Source organism: Acidovorax sp. GW821-FHT09B03 (assembly GCF_059418305.1).
Map to the genome: position 1 here is coordinate 14,412 of NZ_JBWKPP010000016.1, position 14,109 is coordinate 28,520.

15 protein-coding genes are annotated in these 14,109 nt (G+C 68.1%); 8 read left to right on the forward strand and 7 right to left on the reverse strand.

Annotation, left to right across the window (positions count from 1 at the left end; translation table 11 throughout):
• The 3 genes from AC07PA_RS23865 to AC07PA_RS23875 all read right to left on the reverse strand — a co-directional run bounded on the left by AC07PA_RS23865 (nt 1) and on the right by AC07PA_RS23875 (nt 2,317).
• On the reverse strand, nt 1-624 hold the full coding sequence (locus AC07PA_RS23865) for a chalcone isomerase family protein (RefSeq protein WP_494609020.1): 624 nt from the start codon (nt 622-624) through the stop codon (nt 1-3).
• Between the two features lie 96 nt (nt 625-720).
• Nucleotides 721-1,623 (reverse strand): amidohydrolase family protein, encoded by a 903-nt coding sequence (locus AC07PA_RS23870; RefSeq protein ID WP_007851171.1) that lies wholly within the window; start codon nt 1,621-1,623, stop codon nt 721-723.
• Nucleotides 1,624-1,627: 4 nt separating this feature from the next.
• Entirely contained in the window at nt 1,628-2,317 is a 690-nt protein-coding gene (locus AC07PA_RS23875) for a dienelactone hydrolase family protein (protein WP_007851172.1), read from the reverse strand.
• A gap of 111 nt (nt 2,318-2,428) precedes the next feature.
• On the opposite strand from AC07PA_RS23875, the gene AC07PA_RS23880 reads away from it, so the two are divergent.
• Genes AC07PA_RS23880 through creC form a run of 4 tightly spaced genes read left to right on the forward strand, consistent with a single transcriptional unit; the run spans nt 2,429 to nt 6,082 of the window.
• The gene (locus tag AC07PA_RS23880; RefSeq protein ID WP_494609019.1) at nt 2,429-3,175 is read left to right on the forward strand and encodes an SDR family oxidoreductase; all 747 of its coding nucleotides are present in this window, start codon (nt 2,429-2,431) and stop codon (nt 3,173-3,175) included.
• Between the two features lie 6 nt (nt 3,176-3,181).
• Nucleotides 3,182-3,817, forward strand: coding sequence for a MarC family protein (locus AC07PA_RS23885; protein ID WP_007851175.1), 636 nt, complete (start codon nt 3,182-3,184; stop codon nt 3,815-3,817).
• A 17-nt stretch (nt 3,818-3,834) separates the two neighbouring features.
• The gene (gene creB, locus AC07PA_RS23890) at nt 3,835-4,527 is read left to right on the forward strand and encodes a two-component system response regulator CreB (RefSeq protein ID WP_494609028.1); all 693 of its coding nucleotides are present in this window, start codon (nt 3,835-3,837) and stop codon (nt 4,525-4,527) included.
• Nucleotides 4,528-4,543: 16 nt separating this feature from the next.
• Complete coding sequence (gene creC / locus AC07PA_RS23895; RefSeq protein ID WP_494609018.1) at nt 4,544-6,082, forward strand: two-component system sensor histidine kinase CreC; 1,539 nt, start codon at nt 4,544-4,546, stop codon at nt 6,080-6,082.
• Here creC and AC07PA_RS23900 read toward each other — a convergent pair.
• Entirely contained in the window at nt 6,007-6,549 is a 543-nt protein-coding gene (locus tag AC07PA_RS23900) for a hypothetical protein (protein WP_494609017.1), read from the reverse strand. The two genes, creC and AC07PA_RS23900, sit on opposite strands and share 76 nt — an antisense overlap.
• 147 nt (nt 6,550-6,696) lie before the next feature.
• On the opposite strand from AC07PA_RS23900, the gene creD reads away from it, so the two are divergent.
• Complete coding sequence (gene creD / locus AC07PA_RS23905; protein WP_494609016.1) at nt 6,697-8,136, forward strand: cell envelope integrity protein CreD; 1,440 nt, start codon at nt 6,697-6,699, stop codon at nt 8,134-8,136.
• Entirely contained in the window at nt 8,133-8,456 is a 324-nt protein-coding gene (locus AC07PA_RS23910; RefSeq protein WP_494609015.1) for a hypothetical protein, read from the forward strand. The genes creD and AC07PA_RS23910 overlap by 4 nt, the downstream gene beginning before the upstream one ends.
• Nucleotides 8,457-8,476: 20 nt before the next feature.
• Here the strand turns inward: AC07PA_RS23910 and AC07PA_RS23915 are convergent, their stop codons facing one another.
• From AC07PA_RS23915 to AC07PA_RS23925, 3 genes are all read right to left on the reverse strand, one after another.
• Nucleotides 8,477-8,971, reverse strand: coding sequence for a hemerythrin domain-containing protein (locus AC07PA_RS23915; protein WP_494609014.1), 495 nt, complete (start codon nt 8,969-8,971; stop codon nt 8,477-8,479).
• A gap of 167 nt (nt 8,972-9,138) precedes the next feature.
• Nucleotides 9,139-9,720, reverse strand: coding sequence for a hypothetical protein (locus AC07PA_RS23920; RefSeq protein WP_494609013.1), 582 nt, complete (start codon nt 9,718-9,720; stop codon nt 9,139-9,141).
• A 125-nt stretch (nt 9,721-9,845) separates the two neighbouring features.
• A complete protein-coding gene (locus tag AC07PA_RS23925) occupies nt 9,846-10,064 on the reverse strand; it encodes a CsbD family protein (RefSeq protein WP_007851196.1) in 219 nt (72 codons plus the stop codon).
• A 351-nt stretch (nt 10,065-10,415) separates the two neighbouring features.
• On the opposite strand from AC07PA_RS23925, the gene AC07PA_RS23930 reads away from it, so the two are divergent.
• Both AC07PA_RS23930 and AC07PA_RS23935 read left to right on the forward strand, forming a co-directional pair.
• The gene (locus tag AC07PA_RS23930; protein ID WP_494609012.1) at nt 10,416-12,581 is read left to right on the forward strand and encodes a DUF1800 domain-containing protein; all 2,166 of its coding nucleotides are present in this window, start codon (nt 10,416-10,418) and stop codon (nt 12,579-12,581) included.
• Nucleotides 12,582-12,595: 14 nt separating this feature from the next.
• Nucleotides 12,596-14,041 (forward strand): DUF1501 domain-containing protein, encoded by a 1,446-nt coding sequence (locus tag AC07PA_RS23935; RefSeq protein ID WP_494609011.1) that lies wholly within the window; start codon nt 12,596-12,598, stop codon nt 14,039-14,041.
• Nucleotides 14,042-14,109 lie beyond the last annotated feature (68 nt).

Consider the following 14,109-nt stretch of genomic DNA (forward strand, 5'->3'; position numbering starts at 1 on the left):
TCAGTTGGTGCCGGATGCCAGCAAAGCGTCCTTGAGCTGGTTGTCCACCGGTGAGGCCCCCAGCCAGATGCGCAACACCATGCCGAAATACTCGGCATCGCCGACGGGCGCACCCTGCGGCTGGCCCTGGATGAAGAAGGTGGTGCCCTTGCCCGGCACGAATTCCATCGCGAAGGTATCGCCCGAGGCCAGCTTGGTACGGCCCGAGAAGACTTCGACCAGGCGGTTGCTCGACGGCGTGTGGCGCCGGATCTGGTCCGGCGTGGCGTTGGCAGACAGGCCCTTGATGAACGACAGCCCCAGGTCCGTGCCCGGGATGTCGCGCTGGGCGACGAACTGCAGACGCACCGGCCCGCTGGTGGCGGCCAGCGCCTCGTCGGCCGTGCGCACCTTCTTGGGCAGGTACAGCGCCATGTCGTAGACCTTGAACACGGCGCGGTAGCGCGTGCCCGCGCCCTGCAGCACCAAGGGCGTGCCCTGCACGTTCTGGGTTGGCTCGAAGGCCGTGGCCGCGATGGCTGGCGCCACGAAACCCAGGCTGGCGGCCGCCAGGGCCAGTGCGCAGGCGCTGCGGGCCACGGGACGGTGGCCAAAATGGAAGGAAAGGGTTGTTGTGTTTTTCAAGGGCTTGTCTCCGCAATGCAGGCCGGCATGCCAGGGGAACCCCCTGGCCGCGCCGCACCTGCGCGGAAATCATAGGCCAGAGCGCGCCACGGGGCTCTATTTGCTTGGCACGGGAATGCCGAACAAAGCCGCGCTGTTGCCAAAAGCCACACCCTGCGCCACCGCGGGCGGCAGGCCGCCCAGCCAGCTGCGGTAGCCCTTCATGAGCCCCTCGTAGTGCTGCCAGCGCTGGTTGACCCAGGTGTCCGAGCCGATCACGAAGCGCGTGGGGTACTTGAGCAGCAGCGCGCGCCAGGCCGGGCACAGCTGCTCGTTGTCGCAGACCAGGCCCGGGCGGTAGGACAGCTCTCCCACCAGGCCTGGGTAACGCGCCATGAGCGCGTCCACCCGCTCCACCGGTGCGCCGCCGATGCCCGTGTGCGCCCAGATCAGCCGTACCTTCTGCCCCTTGGAAGGGGTGTTGGCCATCAGCAGGTCGATGGCGGCATCGTCCACATGGGCCAGCACCACCAGGTCGCGCTGCTCGGCCAGTGCCATGAGCTTCTTCGCCACCGGGCCGTCGGCATTGGCGCTGTCGTACAGGTGGAACTCGCCGATGCCCTTGTAGGGGCCCGAGGCCGTGCCCTTGGCCAGTTCGGCCTGCACCATCTCGTAGATGGTTTCGTCGCGGAACCAGTTGCTGTAGTCCTCGCGGTTGCGGTACAGCCGCACGAAAGGCACGACGGTGATGCCGGCATCGCGCACCTCCCTGGAGGCTGCCAGCGCCAGCGAACCCGTGTTGGGCCGCGAGTTGGCGACGATGGCGCGCACGCCCGAGGCCTTCATGCGTGCGATCACGTCGGCCGGCGGGTGCGGGCCGTTCTGGCCGTTCCAGGCCTCTTCGTTGTAGTGCAGGTGCGCGTCGAACAGCGGGCCGGTGTAGTCGGCGGCCTGCGCGGCGCCCGCTGCGCAGGCCGCTGCCAGCAGCCAACCCCCCAGCCCTTGGAAGCGTCGGGCCATGGCGTCAGCCCAGGTGCTTGTCGAAGAAGGCCAGCGTGCGGTCGCGCGCAGCCAGGGCCGAGGCTTCGTCGTAGCTGCCGCGCTGGTCGCAGTTGAAGCCGTGGTCGGCCTCGTAGATATGCACCTCCACCTCGGGGTGGGCGCGCGCGAAGGCCTGCACGCCATCCACCGGGATGTGCTTGTCGCGCTGGCCGAAGTGGGCGAGCACGGGCACCTGGGGCTGGCGCGCGGTCTCGGCCTCGGTGGTGATGCCGCCGCCGTAGTAGGGCACGGCGGCCGACAGGCCCTGGAGCAGGCAGGCCGAGCGCCAGGTCAACAGGCCGCCCCAGCAAAAGCCCACGATACCGACCTTGCGGCCAGAGCGCTCAGCCGCATAGTCGATGGCGGCCTGGATGTCCGGCAGCACGCCGGGGGCGGGCAGGCCTTCCACCGCGGCCTTGAGGGCGGCGCCGGCAGACACATCCTCTGCGGTGTAGCCCAGCTCCACGCCCGGCTCCACGCGGTGGAACGTGGCCGGCGCCACGGCCAGGTAGCCGCGCGCGGCCAGGCGGTCGGCGATGGCGCGGATGTGTGAATTGACCCCGAAGATCTCCTGCAGCACCACCACGGCGCCGCGCGGCGCGGTGTCGGGCTCGGCCACCCAGGCGGGAAAGACAAAACCATCGGCGGACTTCAGATCGACAAATTGACCCATGCTGCAACTCCTTGAAGACAAAACCGGACAAAGGGAAAAGAGGAGGCGAACCCGGGCCCGCAAAGGCCCTGGGGAATGCTGTAATGCCCCATTCTTGCAGGAGACGCCGATTTGGACAAAGTTGCATTGATCACTGGGGGCAGCCGGGGCATCGGCGCCGCCACTGCCCTGCTGGCCGCCGGCCAGGGCTGGGCCGTGGCCGTGAACTACCAGGCCAACGAAGCGGCGGCCCATGCCGTGGTGGCACAGATCCGCGCGCAGGGCGGCCGCGCCATTGCGGTGCAAGGCGACGTGGCCCACGAGGAGCAGGTGCTGGCCATGTTCGCCGCCGTGGATGCGCAACTGGGCCGCCTCAGCGCGCTGGTGAACAACGCGGGCGTGGTGGACGTGACCCAGCGCGTGGACGAGATGAGCGTGGCGCGCCTGCGCCGCATGTTCGAGACCAATGTCATCGGCAGCATCGTCTGCGCCCGCGAGGCGGTGCGCCGCATGAGCACGCGCCATGGCGGGACGGGCGGCTCCATCGTCAATGTGTCGAGCGCCGCATCGCGCCTGGGCTCGGCCCACCAGTACGTGGACTATGCGGCCAGCAAGGGCGCCATCGACAGCTTCACCCTGGGCCTGGCGCGCGAGGTGGCGGCCGAGGGCATCCGCGTGAACGCCGTGCGGCCCGGGCTGATCGAGACCGACATCCACGCCAGCGGTGGCCTGCCCGAGCGCGTGCGCGACCTGGCGCACCAGGTGCCCATGCAGCGCGGCGGCACCGCCCAGGAGGTGGCGCAGGCCATCGTGTGGCTGATGTCGGACGCCTCGCCCTACACGACCATGTCACTGTTGGATGTCTCTGGAGGAAGGTAGAACTGTATGGATCTGAAACCACTCATCACGCTGCTGGCCATCGTGAACCCACTGGCCATCGTGCCCTTCTTCATCCACTACACCCAGGGCTTCTCGGCCGCGCAGCGGCGCGCCACCATCCGCACCGCGGCACTGGCCTCGTTCTGCGTGATCGCGGCCTGTGCACTGCTGGGCTTGCAGATCCTGGAGTTCTTCAACATCTCGCTGCAGAGCTTCCAGGTGGGCGGCGGCATGCTGCTGTTGATCAGCGCGATGAACATGCTCAACGCCCAGCCGGCCGAGGCCAAGCCCATGACCAATGAGCTGGAGGAAGGCGTGGAGAAGGCGGCGGCGGGCTCCAGCATCGCCGTGGTCCCGCTGACCATTCCGCTGCTGACCGGGCCGGCCAGCATGTCCACCGTGGTGATCTATGCCGACCGCGCCCAGACCATCTGGCAGCAGGTGGCGCTGGTGGGCTACGGCGTGGTGATCGCGCTGGCCACGGCCGTGTGCTTCTCGCTGGCCGACCCGATCGCTCGCGTGCTGGGCAAGACCGGCATCAACGTGATGACGCGGCTCATGGGCCTGATCCTCGCGGCGCTGGCCGTGGAGGTGATGGCCGACGGCCTTGGCAAGCTGTTCCCGGTGCTGGTGGCGCGTTGAGCTTCCCCGCACGCACTCTGCCGGCGCGCTTGCTGCTGCTGGAGGACGACCCGGCGATTGCGCGCACCGTGGCGTATGCGCTGGAGCGCGAAGGCCTGGCGGTGGCGCACAGCGTGCTGGTGCACGACGCACGCGAGCAGCTCGCGCGCTCTTCCTTCGACCTGCTGGTGCTGGACGTGGGTCTGCCCGATGGCAGCGGCCTGGACCTGCTGCGCGAGCTGCGCGGCACCGCGGCCACGGCCGCCCTGCCCGTGCTCGTGCTCAGCGCCCACGGCGAGGAGATCGACCGCGTGCTGGGACTAGAGCTGGGTGCCGACGACTACCTGGCCAAGCCCTTCAGCCCGCGCGAGCTGTCTGCCCGCGTGAAGGCCCTGCTGCGCCGCGCGGGTACCCAGGCGGTTGCCGTCGCCGCTGCGGCCCCTGCCCCGTTGTTCCACGACGACGAGGCCGGCCAGCGCATCAGCCTGCGCGGCCAGCCGCTGGCGCTGACGCGGCGCGAGTACCGCCTGCTGTCCTGTCTGCTGCGCGGCGCGGGCCGCATCCACTCGCGCGACGCGCTGCTCAACGCCGCCTGGGGCGACGACAGCGAGAGCACGGACCGCACGGTGGACACGCACATCAAGACCCTGCGCGCCAAGCTGCGCGAGGTCGATGCCGGCCGCGAGTACATCAGCACCCACCGCGGCATGGGCTACTGCCTGGATCTGTAGACAAGGACTGCCGCCTATGCGCCTGGGCATCCGCCTGCTGTTCGCGTTCTTCCTGATCAACGGCATCGCCGCGTTCTTCGTGCTGCGCGTGTTCACCGCCGAGATCAAGCCCAGCGTGCGCGAGGTGATGGAAGACATGATGGTGGACACGGCCAACATCCTGGCCGAGCTGGCCAGCGACGACCTGGTGGCCGGGCGGCTGGAGGGTGGCGCGGTGGACAGCGCCTTTGCCCGGCATGTGCGCATCTATGCCACGCGGCCCATCGATGCGGCGATCTGGGGCTTTTCCAAGCAGTCGCTGGACTACCGGATCTACGTGACGGACGCCGCGGGCCGGGTGCTGTTCGACTCGGAGAACCGTGCCGTGGGCGCCGACTATTCGCAATGGCGCGACGTGGCGCGCACGCTGCGCGGCGAGTACGGCGCGCGCTCCACCCGCGACGTGCCGGACGACGATGCCAGCGGCGTGATGCATGTGGCGGCCCCCATCTATGCGCCGGGCCACAGCGCCGGCGAGCGCCGCATCGTCGGCGTGCTCACCGTGGCCAAGCCCACGCGCACGGTGCAGCGCTTCATCGACCGGGCCGAGAACAAGGTGCTGGCCAGCGGGGTTTTGCTGCTGGCCCTGTCGGCCGCCGTGGGCGTGGCCGTGACGCTGTGGATGGTGTGGAACGTGCGCCGCCTGCGCGACTACGCCCTCAGCGTGCAGGGCCCGGCGGCCGGCGACCACGACAGCCCCCCCACCACGGCCCTGGCAGTCCCCGAGGTGCCCGGCGAACTCGGCGACCTGGCCCGTGCCATGGACCGCATGCGCGCCCGGCTCGAGGGCCGCGACTACATCGAGGGCTATGTGCGCGCCCTCACCCACGAGCTCAAAAGCCCCGTGGCCGCCATCCGCGGCGCGGGCGAGCTGCTGCAGGACGAGCTGCCGGCTGCCGACCGCGCCGAGTTCGCGACCCAGGTGGTGCAGCAGAGCGAGCGCCTGCAGCGCATCATCGACCGCCTGCTGGAGCTGAGCAAGCTGGAGCAGCGCCACCATGCCGACGCCCAGGCCCCCGTGGCGCTGCAGGACTGCGCGGGCGCTGCCGTGGCACAGACCCAGGGGCGCGCGGGCCAGCGCGGCATCAGCCTGGCCATCACCGGCAGCGGTGCCAGCGGGCCGTGGGAATCGGAACTGGTGACCCTGGCCCTGACCAACCTGCTGGACAACGCCATCGATTTCGCCCCCGCCGGCAGCACGGTGCGCGTGGAACTGGCGGGCACCACCGTGGCCGTGCAGGACAGTGGACCCGGCGTGCCCGACTACGCCCTGCCCCGGCTGGGCGAGCGCTTCTTCACCACCGCCCGGCCCGACGGCGCGCGCAGCGGCTCCGGCCTGGGCCTGGCCATCGTGCGGCGCGTGATGGCGCTGCACGGCGGGCAGATGGCGGTGCGCAATACGGCGCCGGGGCTGCGGGTGGAGCTGGAGTTTCGGGGCGCCTACTTCGCAACGGCCAACCGAGGCTGGGCATTCAGGAAGTGCACCAGGTCACCCACTGTGGTGACCTGGCCGTAGAACGGGTTGCCTTGGGTGCATGAGAGGTCACGGCCCGCGCGCTGGGCGATGTCCGGCACCAGCGACAGGTCCAGGTCATCGGCATCCAGGCGCAGGTCCTTCTGGAGCCGGTCCGTCACCCGCATCGGCAACCGCATCCCCTGCAGCGCCAGTCCGGCCTGAAGTTCTTCATACACAGCACGCACCACCCAGGTATCCACGCTGCGGCAGTCGACGGACCGGGCGAACTGGCAGATCGACTCGCCCGCGCGCGCTCGCATCAGCCGCGCGAAGTGCTTTTCGTTCAGCCAGTCGGAGACGGTGACCAGGCCCCACAGCACGATGGCCGAAGCGCACACCGCAAGGGGATGGGTCCAAAGAACCCAGAGCAAGGCGCACGAAACAGCCGCCGCGAGGAGGCGGCCGGCCCACCGCCATGGTGGGGGCTGGCGCGAAACAGGGGGCATGAAGCGGGAAGCGCGGCGCATGGCAATCTCTCCGATACGCCATCCTGGGGCTGGCATCGGGGCCATTTTGCCATCGCACCGGCACTTCACACAGCCCTCACAAACTTCATTGCCCCCTCACACCCGCCGCCAACACTGCCTGCACATTCATCACCTGTGGAGGACTCCTTGAAACACCCCTTGTTCATCAAGCTGCTGGGGCTGGCAGCCATCGTGCTGCTGCTCATGGTCGGGCTGGGCCTGATCGAGGACGTGGTGCGCGACCGGCAGCGCTACCGCAGCATGACGGCGCAAAGCGTGGCCGACAGCCTAGCCGGACCGCAGACGCTGATGGGCCCGATGATCCACAGCGCCTGCGTGGAAAGCTGGGATGTGGAGACCGGCAAGGGCGAGGAGCGCCGCACCGTGGAGCAGCGCCGCGAATTCCTGCTCACGGCCATGCCCGAGCAGCTCAAGCTGCGCACCGGCGCCGCGATGGAAGAACGCGCCCGCGGCCTGCACAAGGTCAACACCTTCAACCTCAAGTCGCACATCACCGCGCAGTGGGGTGCGCTTGGCAGCCTGCAGCCGCAAAGCACCATGAAGGGCTCGCGCATGCACTGCGGCGCCCCCATCCTGATGGTGGCCGTGGGCGATGCGCGCGGCATCCGCATGGCCCAGGTCACGCTGGGCGAGCAGGCGTTGCCGCTCAAGCCCGGCACCTTCCACCCCACCTACACGCGCGGCCTGCATGCCAGCCTGCCCGAGTCGGTGCGCGGCCGGGCCGAGGGCCTGACGGCCACGCTGGACCTGGAACTGGTGGGCACCGAGCGCCTTTCCATCGTGCCCCTGGGCGGCAGCACCGAGGTGCAGATGACCAGCGGCTGGCCGCATCCCTCGTTCTCGGGGCGGTTTCTCCCCTCTGAACGCGAGGTGACGAAAGACGGGTTCACCGCCCAATGGCGCCTGTCGTCGCTGGCCACCACGGCCCAGCAGGACATCGCCAACAGCAAGCGCATCTGCGTGAACGGCCAGGACAGCCCGAACGAGTACGCGGCACCGGGTGGCGGCACCGCCAGCGACTGCGCCGACAGCTTCAGCGTGGCCTTCGTCGACCCGGTGAACCCCTACACCCTGGCCGACCGCGCCACCAAGTACGGGGTGCTGTTCATCGCGCTGACCTTCGTGGCCGTGGGCCTGTTCGAGCTCATGAAGAAGCTGCGCGTGCACCCCGTGCAGTACCTGCTGGTGGGCAGCGCACTGTGCAGTTTCTTCCTGCTGCTGGTGAGCCTGTCGGAGCACCTGCCCTTCGGCATCGCCTACGGCATCGCGGCCACCGCCTGCGTGCTGCTGCTGGCCTACTACGCGAGCCACATGCTGGGCAGCCTGGCGCGCGGCATCCCGCTGGGCGCAGCCATTGCCCTGCTGTATGGCCTGCTCTACGTGCTGCTGCAGCTGGAGCAGACCGCGCTGGCCGTGGGTGCGATCGCGCTCTTCCTGGTGCTGGCGGCCGTGATGGTGCTGACCCGCAAGGTCAACTGGTACGGACTGACCCCGGCTGCCAACACGCCCCGCCCGCCCGCCCACCCGGGATCGACCAGCGCCACCCAGCCAGGGAGCCCTTCGTGAATACGTCCGCCACGCGACAGCCTCCGTCGGCCTGGGAGCAGCACTTGGCAGCGCCTGCCGCTGCGCTCGCACGGTCTTTGTCGAGCGCCGAGGCCCGGCGCGTGCAACGCCACCGCGACCAGTTGCTGGCCGCCCTGCGGGCACAGGACCGGGCTGCGCTGCAATGCGCCAAGCAGGCCGTGCTGCGGGCCGCCTATGGCCCACCGGATACGCCGGGCACGCCGATCTCGGCCGCACTGCGCGCAGCGCTGCGCGACCTGTCGTGGCACATGGCGATCCTGCGGCTACCGCGCCATCCGGCCGGCTTGCTGGAGCGCTGAGGGCGGGGCCCGGCAGTGGCTCAGGCAACCACCGGCTGCGCCGGGGACGAGCAGCCCGCACCGCCGCAGCCATGCACCAGCCCGCCGGGCAGCGCTTCGGGTGCGTTCACCACGCCGGTGGACGCATCGAAGCCCACACGGCGCAGGTGCAGGGCCAGTGCCGCATCCATGGTCTGCGCATGCTGGGGAAACCACAGCGCCAGCTCGGCGGCCATCATGCGCAGCACCTGCAGGTCGCCCTGCCCCGCCTGCGCGGCGCCTTCGCGCATGACCTGCAGCACCACCTTGTGCTGCATGCTGTGGCAGTTTCCCGAGGCAAAGCGCGTGGCGGCCATCCACCGATCCTCCATGCCGAAGTGCTGCTCGGTGTGGGCCACGAGTGCCTGCCAGTGGGCCAGCAGCCGCGCGTCGTCCGAGCGCTCCACCTGGGCCAGGAGGTCGACGAACTCCTCGTGGGTTGCGTCCATCAGCGGCAGGTCCAGTGCCAGTGCGTCAGACCATTCCAGTGCTGCCATGTGCCATTCCGTTCTTGCAAACCATTGAAGGGCCAGCTTAGGGACTCCCGGCCCGGGCCGCTTTGACCCAGGTCAGACAGCGCCGCCAATGCAAAAGCCCCGCACGGGGCGGGGCTCTCCTGGGGCACCGCCGCTCCTTGCAGGAGCAGGGGCCGGGTTCAGGGCGCTCAGCTCTGGCCGTACATGCGCTTGGCGTCGTCCACGCACTTGGACTTGGCATCACCGCTCATGGCGTCGCAGCGTTCCTTGGCGGCCTTGTAGTTGGCTTCGTTCTTCTCGGCCGTGGCGTCCTTGCGGGCTTCGGCGACCTGGGCGCCCTTTTCTGCGGCATTGTCGGCGGGCTTGGCTGCGGCCTTGGCGACCTTGGCGTTTTCCTTGGCGGTGGTATGGGCTGCCTTGGCATCCTTCACGCACACGTCCTTGGCGTTGCCCTTGAGGTCATCGCACTTTTCCTTGGCCACGTCGTAGTCGGCGTCGGCGCGTGCCACGCGGGCCTTGTTCGTGGCCTTGTCGGAAGGCTTGTGCTGGGCGTCCAGTTCGGCCTTGGCCACGTTCTCAGCGCCCTTGGCTTCCTTGACGCAGATGTCCTTGGCGTTGTCCTTCAGGGTGTCGCAGTTCTTCTTGGCGGCTTTGTAGTCGGCCGAGATCTTGTCCTTGGCAGATTTGTACTCGGCGTCGGTCATGGCCATGGCGGAAGTGGCCAGCAGGCCAGCGGCAATGGAAGCGATCAGGGTACGGGCAAATTTCATGGTGTTCTCCTCGGGGTCTCAGGGTGTCTTGTAGGGCGATGAAAGAGCGATGTGCATTCGGTGGCCCGCCAACTGCAGGGTATTGGGCCCTGGAGGGTTCTGGCTACCGGTGCGCCACGGCCATGTCAGTCGTTGAAGCGGAAGTCGGGGTGGCGGCTCTGCCAGTCGCTGAGCTGCTTTTCGGCGGCGTCGCGGGCAATGCCCTGGCGTTCCTGCAGCTTGCCCAGGAACTGCTCGCGCTTGCCATCGATGACGTCGAGGTCATCGTTGGTGAGCTTGCCCCACTGCTCGGTGATCTTGCCTTTGAACTGCTTCCAGTTGCCCTTGATGGTGTCTTCATTCATGGTGTGCATCCTCCAAACATGTCGCTTCAGCCATCCACTCGGATTGCGTGGAACACTTGCGTGATGCGATGGAGAGACTGTAAGAACGGGCCCGCCTGCGGGGCGTAGTCCGCACCATGGAACCCGCGTCGGCGCATGCCTACGGCTTTGCCGGACAACCGCCCGTTAAGGCGTTTGGGCCGTTTGTGATCGCCGAAAAAGCGGGTGTTGCAGCAATGCATCGGAAAAACCCGGCCTGCTCTCTGTGGCGGCACCCGGGCGTTTCTTTTGGTAACGCTTACTAGCATGTAGGGAATGCAACTTTTGTAGGAGGTTGCCTACACTTCTCTACAAATCTTCACAAAAGTCGCTATGACACACGCCCACGAAGCTACCGATGCGGCGCTGGCAACACCGTTGCCCGCCCGCGCGCCCTCCTCTTTGTCGCCAGCCGATGCAGCACCAGGCGCGTCGGACTCCGTGGGCTCCCCGTGGCTCAAGGTCTCGGCTGCAGTCGCGGCCAGCGCTGCGCTGGCCGCGTGCGGCGGCGGCGAGGCCGAGGCCGAAGCCCCCCAGGCCCTGCGGCAGGCCGACAACGCCCCCCACATGCCGCTGTTGGGCGACATGGGCGGTTCGGGCTCCTTCCGGTCGGACCAGGCGGCCAGCCGCACGCCCACGCCCGATGAGCTGATGGACTGGGCGGAGATGGTGTTCCCGCAGTTCTTCGACTCGCACCAGGCCACCATCACCAACGGCACTCTCGTGTTCCGCTACTACGGCGGCACGCGCAACTACCTGGGGGTGTACCAGGGCAACGTGGTGGTGCTGGGCCCGCCCACCAACAACGCCGTGGTCAACGTCGGCGCGCTGGCCAGCTTTGGCGATGCGGTGTTCTCCAGCGGCCGGCCGCTCAACGACCCGGAGGCTGCGCGCTTTCTGCTGCAGGCGGGCTTCGCGGCGACCACGCAGGACATCGCCACCGTCCGCTCCATCGGTTTCGAAGCCTGGCTGAATTCGCAGTTCAACGCGCCCATCGGCATCTCGGGCTGGGAATGGCTCAACCAGCGCGGCTATGCCACGGTCGACAACTCCACGGCCTACTACGACAACACCTACCCCGGCGACTGCATGATCTGGTCGCAGCTCATGACATCGCCCGATGGCCTGCGCAAGCGCGTGGCGCTCGCGCTGTCGGAGATCTTCGTGGTCTCGCTCTCGGGCCTGGACTTCAACTGGCGCAGCCACGCCATCGCGCACTACTGGGACACGCTGGTCCTGCATTCGTTCGGCAACTTCCGCAACCTGCTGCAGGATGTGTCGCTGAACCCGGCCATGGGCTACTACCTCAACACCCGTGGCAACCAGAAGGAGAACGCGGCCACGGGCCGCCAGCCGGATGAGAACTATGCGCGCGAGGTCATGCAGCTCATGTCCATCGGGCTGGTCATGCTCAACATCGACGGCACCGTGCGCCGCGACGGCGCGGGCCAGCCGATCGAGAGCTACAGCCAGTCCGACGTGACCAACCTGGCGCGCGTGTTCACAGGCTACGACTACAACCAGTCGCTGAACCAGCAAGGCACCGTGCCAGGCACCACGCGCACGATCCCCAACACGGCGTTCACGCGGTTGTCCATGTCGCTCAATGCCTCGCTGCACTCCAGCCTGGCAGTCAGCTTCCTGGGCACCACCATTCCGGCCAACACGCCGGGGGCTGCAGCCCTGGCCACGGCCATGGACACCCTGTTCTACCACACCAATGTGGGGCCTTTCATCTGCAAGCAACTGATCCAGCGCCTGGTCACCAGCAACCCCTCGCCAGCCTACGTGGCACGCGTGGCCACGGTGTTCAACAACAACGGCGCCAGCGTGCGCGGCGATATGAAGTCGGTGGTCAGGGCCATCCTGCTCGACGACGAGGCGCGCTCTTCCGCCGGCCTCACGCAGCCGGGCTTCGGCAAGCTGCGCGAGCCCATGCTGCGCCTCGTGCAGTGGGGTCGCACTTTCAACATCAGCTCCGGCTTCGGCAGCTGGAAAATCGGGGACACCAGTTCCGCCAGTTCGCGGCTGGGCCAGAGCCCGCTGCGCTCGCCCTCGGTGTTCAACTTCTTTCGGCCCGGCTACGTGCCGCCGTCGACCGCCCTGGCCCAGAGTGGCGCGGTCGCACCCGAGTTCCAGCTGGTCAACGAAAGCAGTGTGGGCGGCTACCTGAACTACATCCAGGGCGTGATCCGCAACGGCATCTACGTGAATGCGCCGGACGTTCCCTTCAACAGCAGCAACGGCACCAACGGCTACGACATCAAGGCGCTGTACACCCACGAGATGGTGCTGGTCGTCGACCCCGACGCCCTGGTCGCGCGCATCAACCTGCTGATGTGCGCGGGCCAGCTGTCGGCCGCCACCGTGAAATTGATCAGCGATGCGATCAAGGCCACGCCGGTCACGGCAGCCAGCACCGATGCCGTCAAGCTCAACCGCATCGCGTCGGCGATCTTCCTGGTCATGGCTTCGGCCGAGTACCTCATCCAGAAATAAGAGGACGCGCTGCCATGCACCTGCTCCAACCCGAACTCCACACCCGCCGTGCCTTCCTGCGCCGCAGCGGCCAACTCGGCCTGGCCGGTACCGCCCTGCCCTTTGCGCTGAACCTGGCCGCCATGGGCGAGGCCGCCGCCTTCACGGCCACCGACTACAAGGCCCTGGTCTGCGTCTTCCTCTACGGCGGCAACGACTACGCCAACACCGTGGTCACCTACGACGACCCGAGCTACCTCAAGTACAGCGCCATCCGGGGCGGCAACGGTCTCGGCGGTGGCGGCATCGCCATCCCCAGGGATGCACTGGGTGCCACCTTGCTCAGCCCCACGGCCGCCCTGCCCGGTGGTCGCCAGTACGCGCTGCACCCGGCCATGTCGGGCCTCACGGGCCTGTTCAACAGCGGCAAGGCCGCCGTGCAGCTCAACGTCGGCCCGCTGGTGGTGCCGCTGACGCGCGCCCAGTACAACGGCTCCAACCGCAGCCTTTACCCGCTGCCGCCCAAGCTGTTCTCGCACAACGACCAGCAGTCGGTGTGGCAGTCGTCCTCGCCCGAAGGCTCGACCATCGGCTGGGGCGGCAACATCGGCGACCTGGCCCTGTCGTCCAACGCCAACTCGCTGTTCACCTGCATCTCGGTCACGGGCAATGCGGTGTTTCTTTCGGGCGACTCGGCCCTGCAATACCAGGTGAGCACCAGCGGTGCGATCCCGATCAATGGCGTCAAGAACAGCGTCTATGGCTCCACCGCCGTGCGCTCGGCGCTGACCAGCCTGATCCAGCAGACCAGCGGCCAGACGCTGGAGAACGAATACAACAAGGTGACCACGCGCGCCGTGACCTCCGAATCGCTGGTCACCACCGGCATCGCGGGCGTGAACCTGGCCACGCCCTTCCCCGCCAACAACGGCCTGGCGGACCAGCTCAGGATGGTGGCGCGCCTGATCGGCGCGCGCGGCACCATGGGCACCAAGCGCCAGGTGTTCATGGTCTCGATGGGCGGCTTCGACCTGCACGACAACCTGATCTCCCAGCAGCCGGGGCTGATGCAGCGCCTGAGCGATGCGATGACCGCCTTCCACAGCGCCACGGTGGAACTGGGCATCGCCGACAAGGTGACGGCCTTCACCGCGTCCGACTTCGGCCGCACGCTCAACTCCAACGGTGATGGTTCCGACCACGGCTGGGGCAGCCACCACCTGATGGTGGGCGGCGCCGTCAAGGGCAAGGCCTTCTACGGCTCGGCCCCACCGGTCAGCAACACCAACACCACCGCGCCCGACGACCAGTGGCATGTGGGCCAGGGCCGCCTGCTGCCCAGCACCTCGGTGGACCAGTACGCGGCCACACTGGCCAAGTGGTTCGGCGTAAGCAGCACCGAGCTGGCCGGGGTGCTGCCCAACCTGAGCCACTTCGGCGGCGCCGAATACCCCGTGGACCTGGGTTTCATGAACGCATGAAGTGAACACCCCCTGAGTCGCTTCGCGCCTTCCCCCTCTCTCATATTGCTTCGCAATCTGGGAGGGGG

Excerpts from the sequence above, each read along its gene's own strand:
- AC07PA_RS23900 (WP_494609017.1), bottom strand. The coding sequence starts at position 6,549 with ATGCGCCGCGCTTCCCGCTTCATGCCCCCTGTTTCGCGCCAGCCCCCA.
- AC07PA_RS23935 (WP_494609011.1), top strand. The coding sequence starts at position 12,596 with ATGCACCTGCTCCAACCCGAACTCCACACCCGCCGTGCCTTCCTGCGC.
- AC07PA_RS23885 (WP_007851175.1), top strand. The coding sequence starts at position 3,182 with ATGGATCTGAAACCACTCATCACGCTGCTGGCCATCGTGAACCCACTG.
- AC07PA_RS23920 (WP_494609013.1), bottom strand. The coding sequence starts at position 9,720 with ATGAAATTTGCCCGTACCCTGATCGCTTCCATTGCCGCTGGCCTGCTG.
- AC07PA_RS23915 (WP_494609014.1), bottom strand. The coding sequence starts at position 8,971 with ATGGCAGCACTGGAATGGTCTGACGCACTGGCACTGGACCTGCCGCTG.
- AC07PA_RS23930 (WP_494609012.1), top strand. The coding sequence starts at position 10,416 with ATGACACACGCCCACGAAGCTACCGATGCGGCGCTGGCAACACCGTTG.
- AC07PA_RS23875 (WP_007851172.1), bottom strand. The coding sequence starts at position 2,317 with ATGGGTCAATTTGTCGATCTGAAGTCCGCCGATGGTTTTGTCTTTCCC.
- creC (WP_494609018.1), top strand. The coding sequence starts at position 4,544 with ATGCGCCTGGGCATCCGCCTGCTGTTCGCGTTCTTCCTGATCAACGGC.
- AC07PA_RS23870 (WP_007851171.1), bottom strand. The coding sequence starts at position 1,623 with ATGGCCCGACGCTTCCAAGGGCTGGGGGGTTGGCTGCTGGCAGCGGCC.
- AC07PA_RS23925 (WP_007851196.1), bottom strand. The coding sequence starts at position 10,064 with ATGAATGAAGACACCATCAAGGGCAACTGGAAGCAGTTCAAAGGCAAG.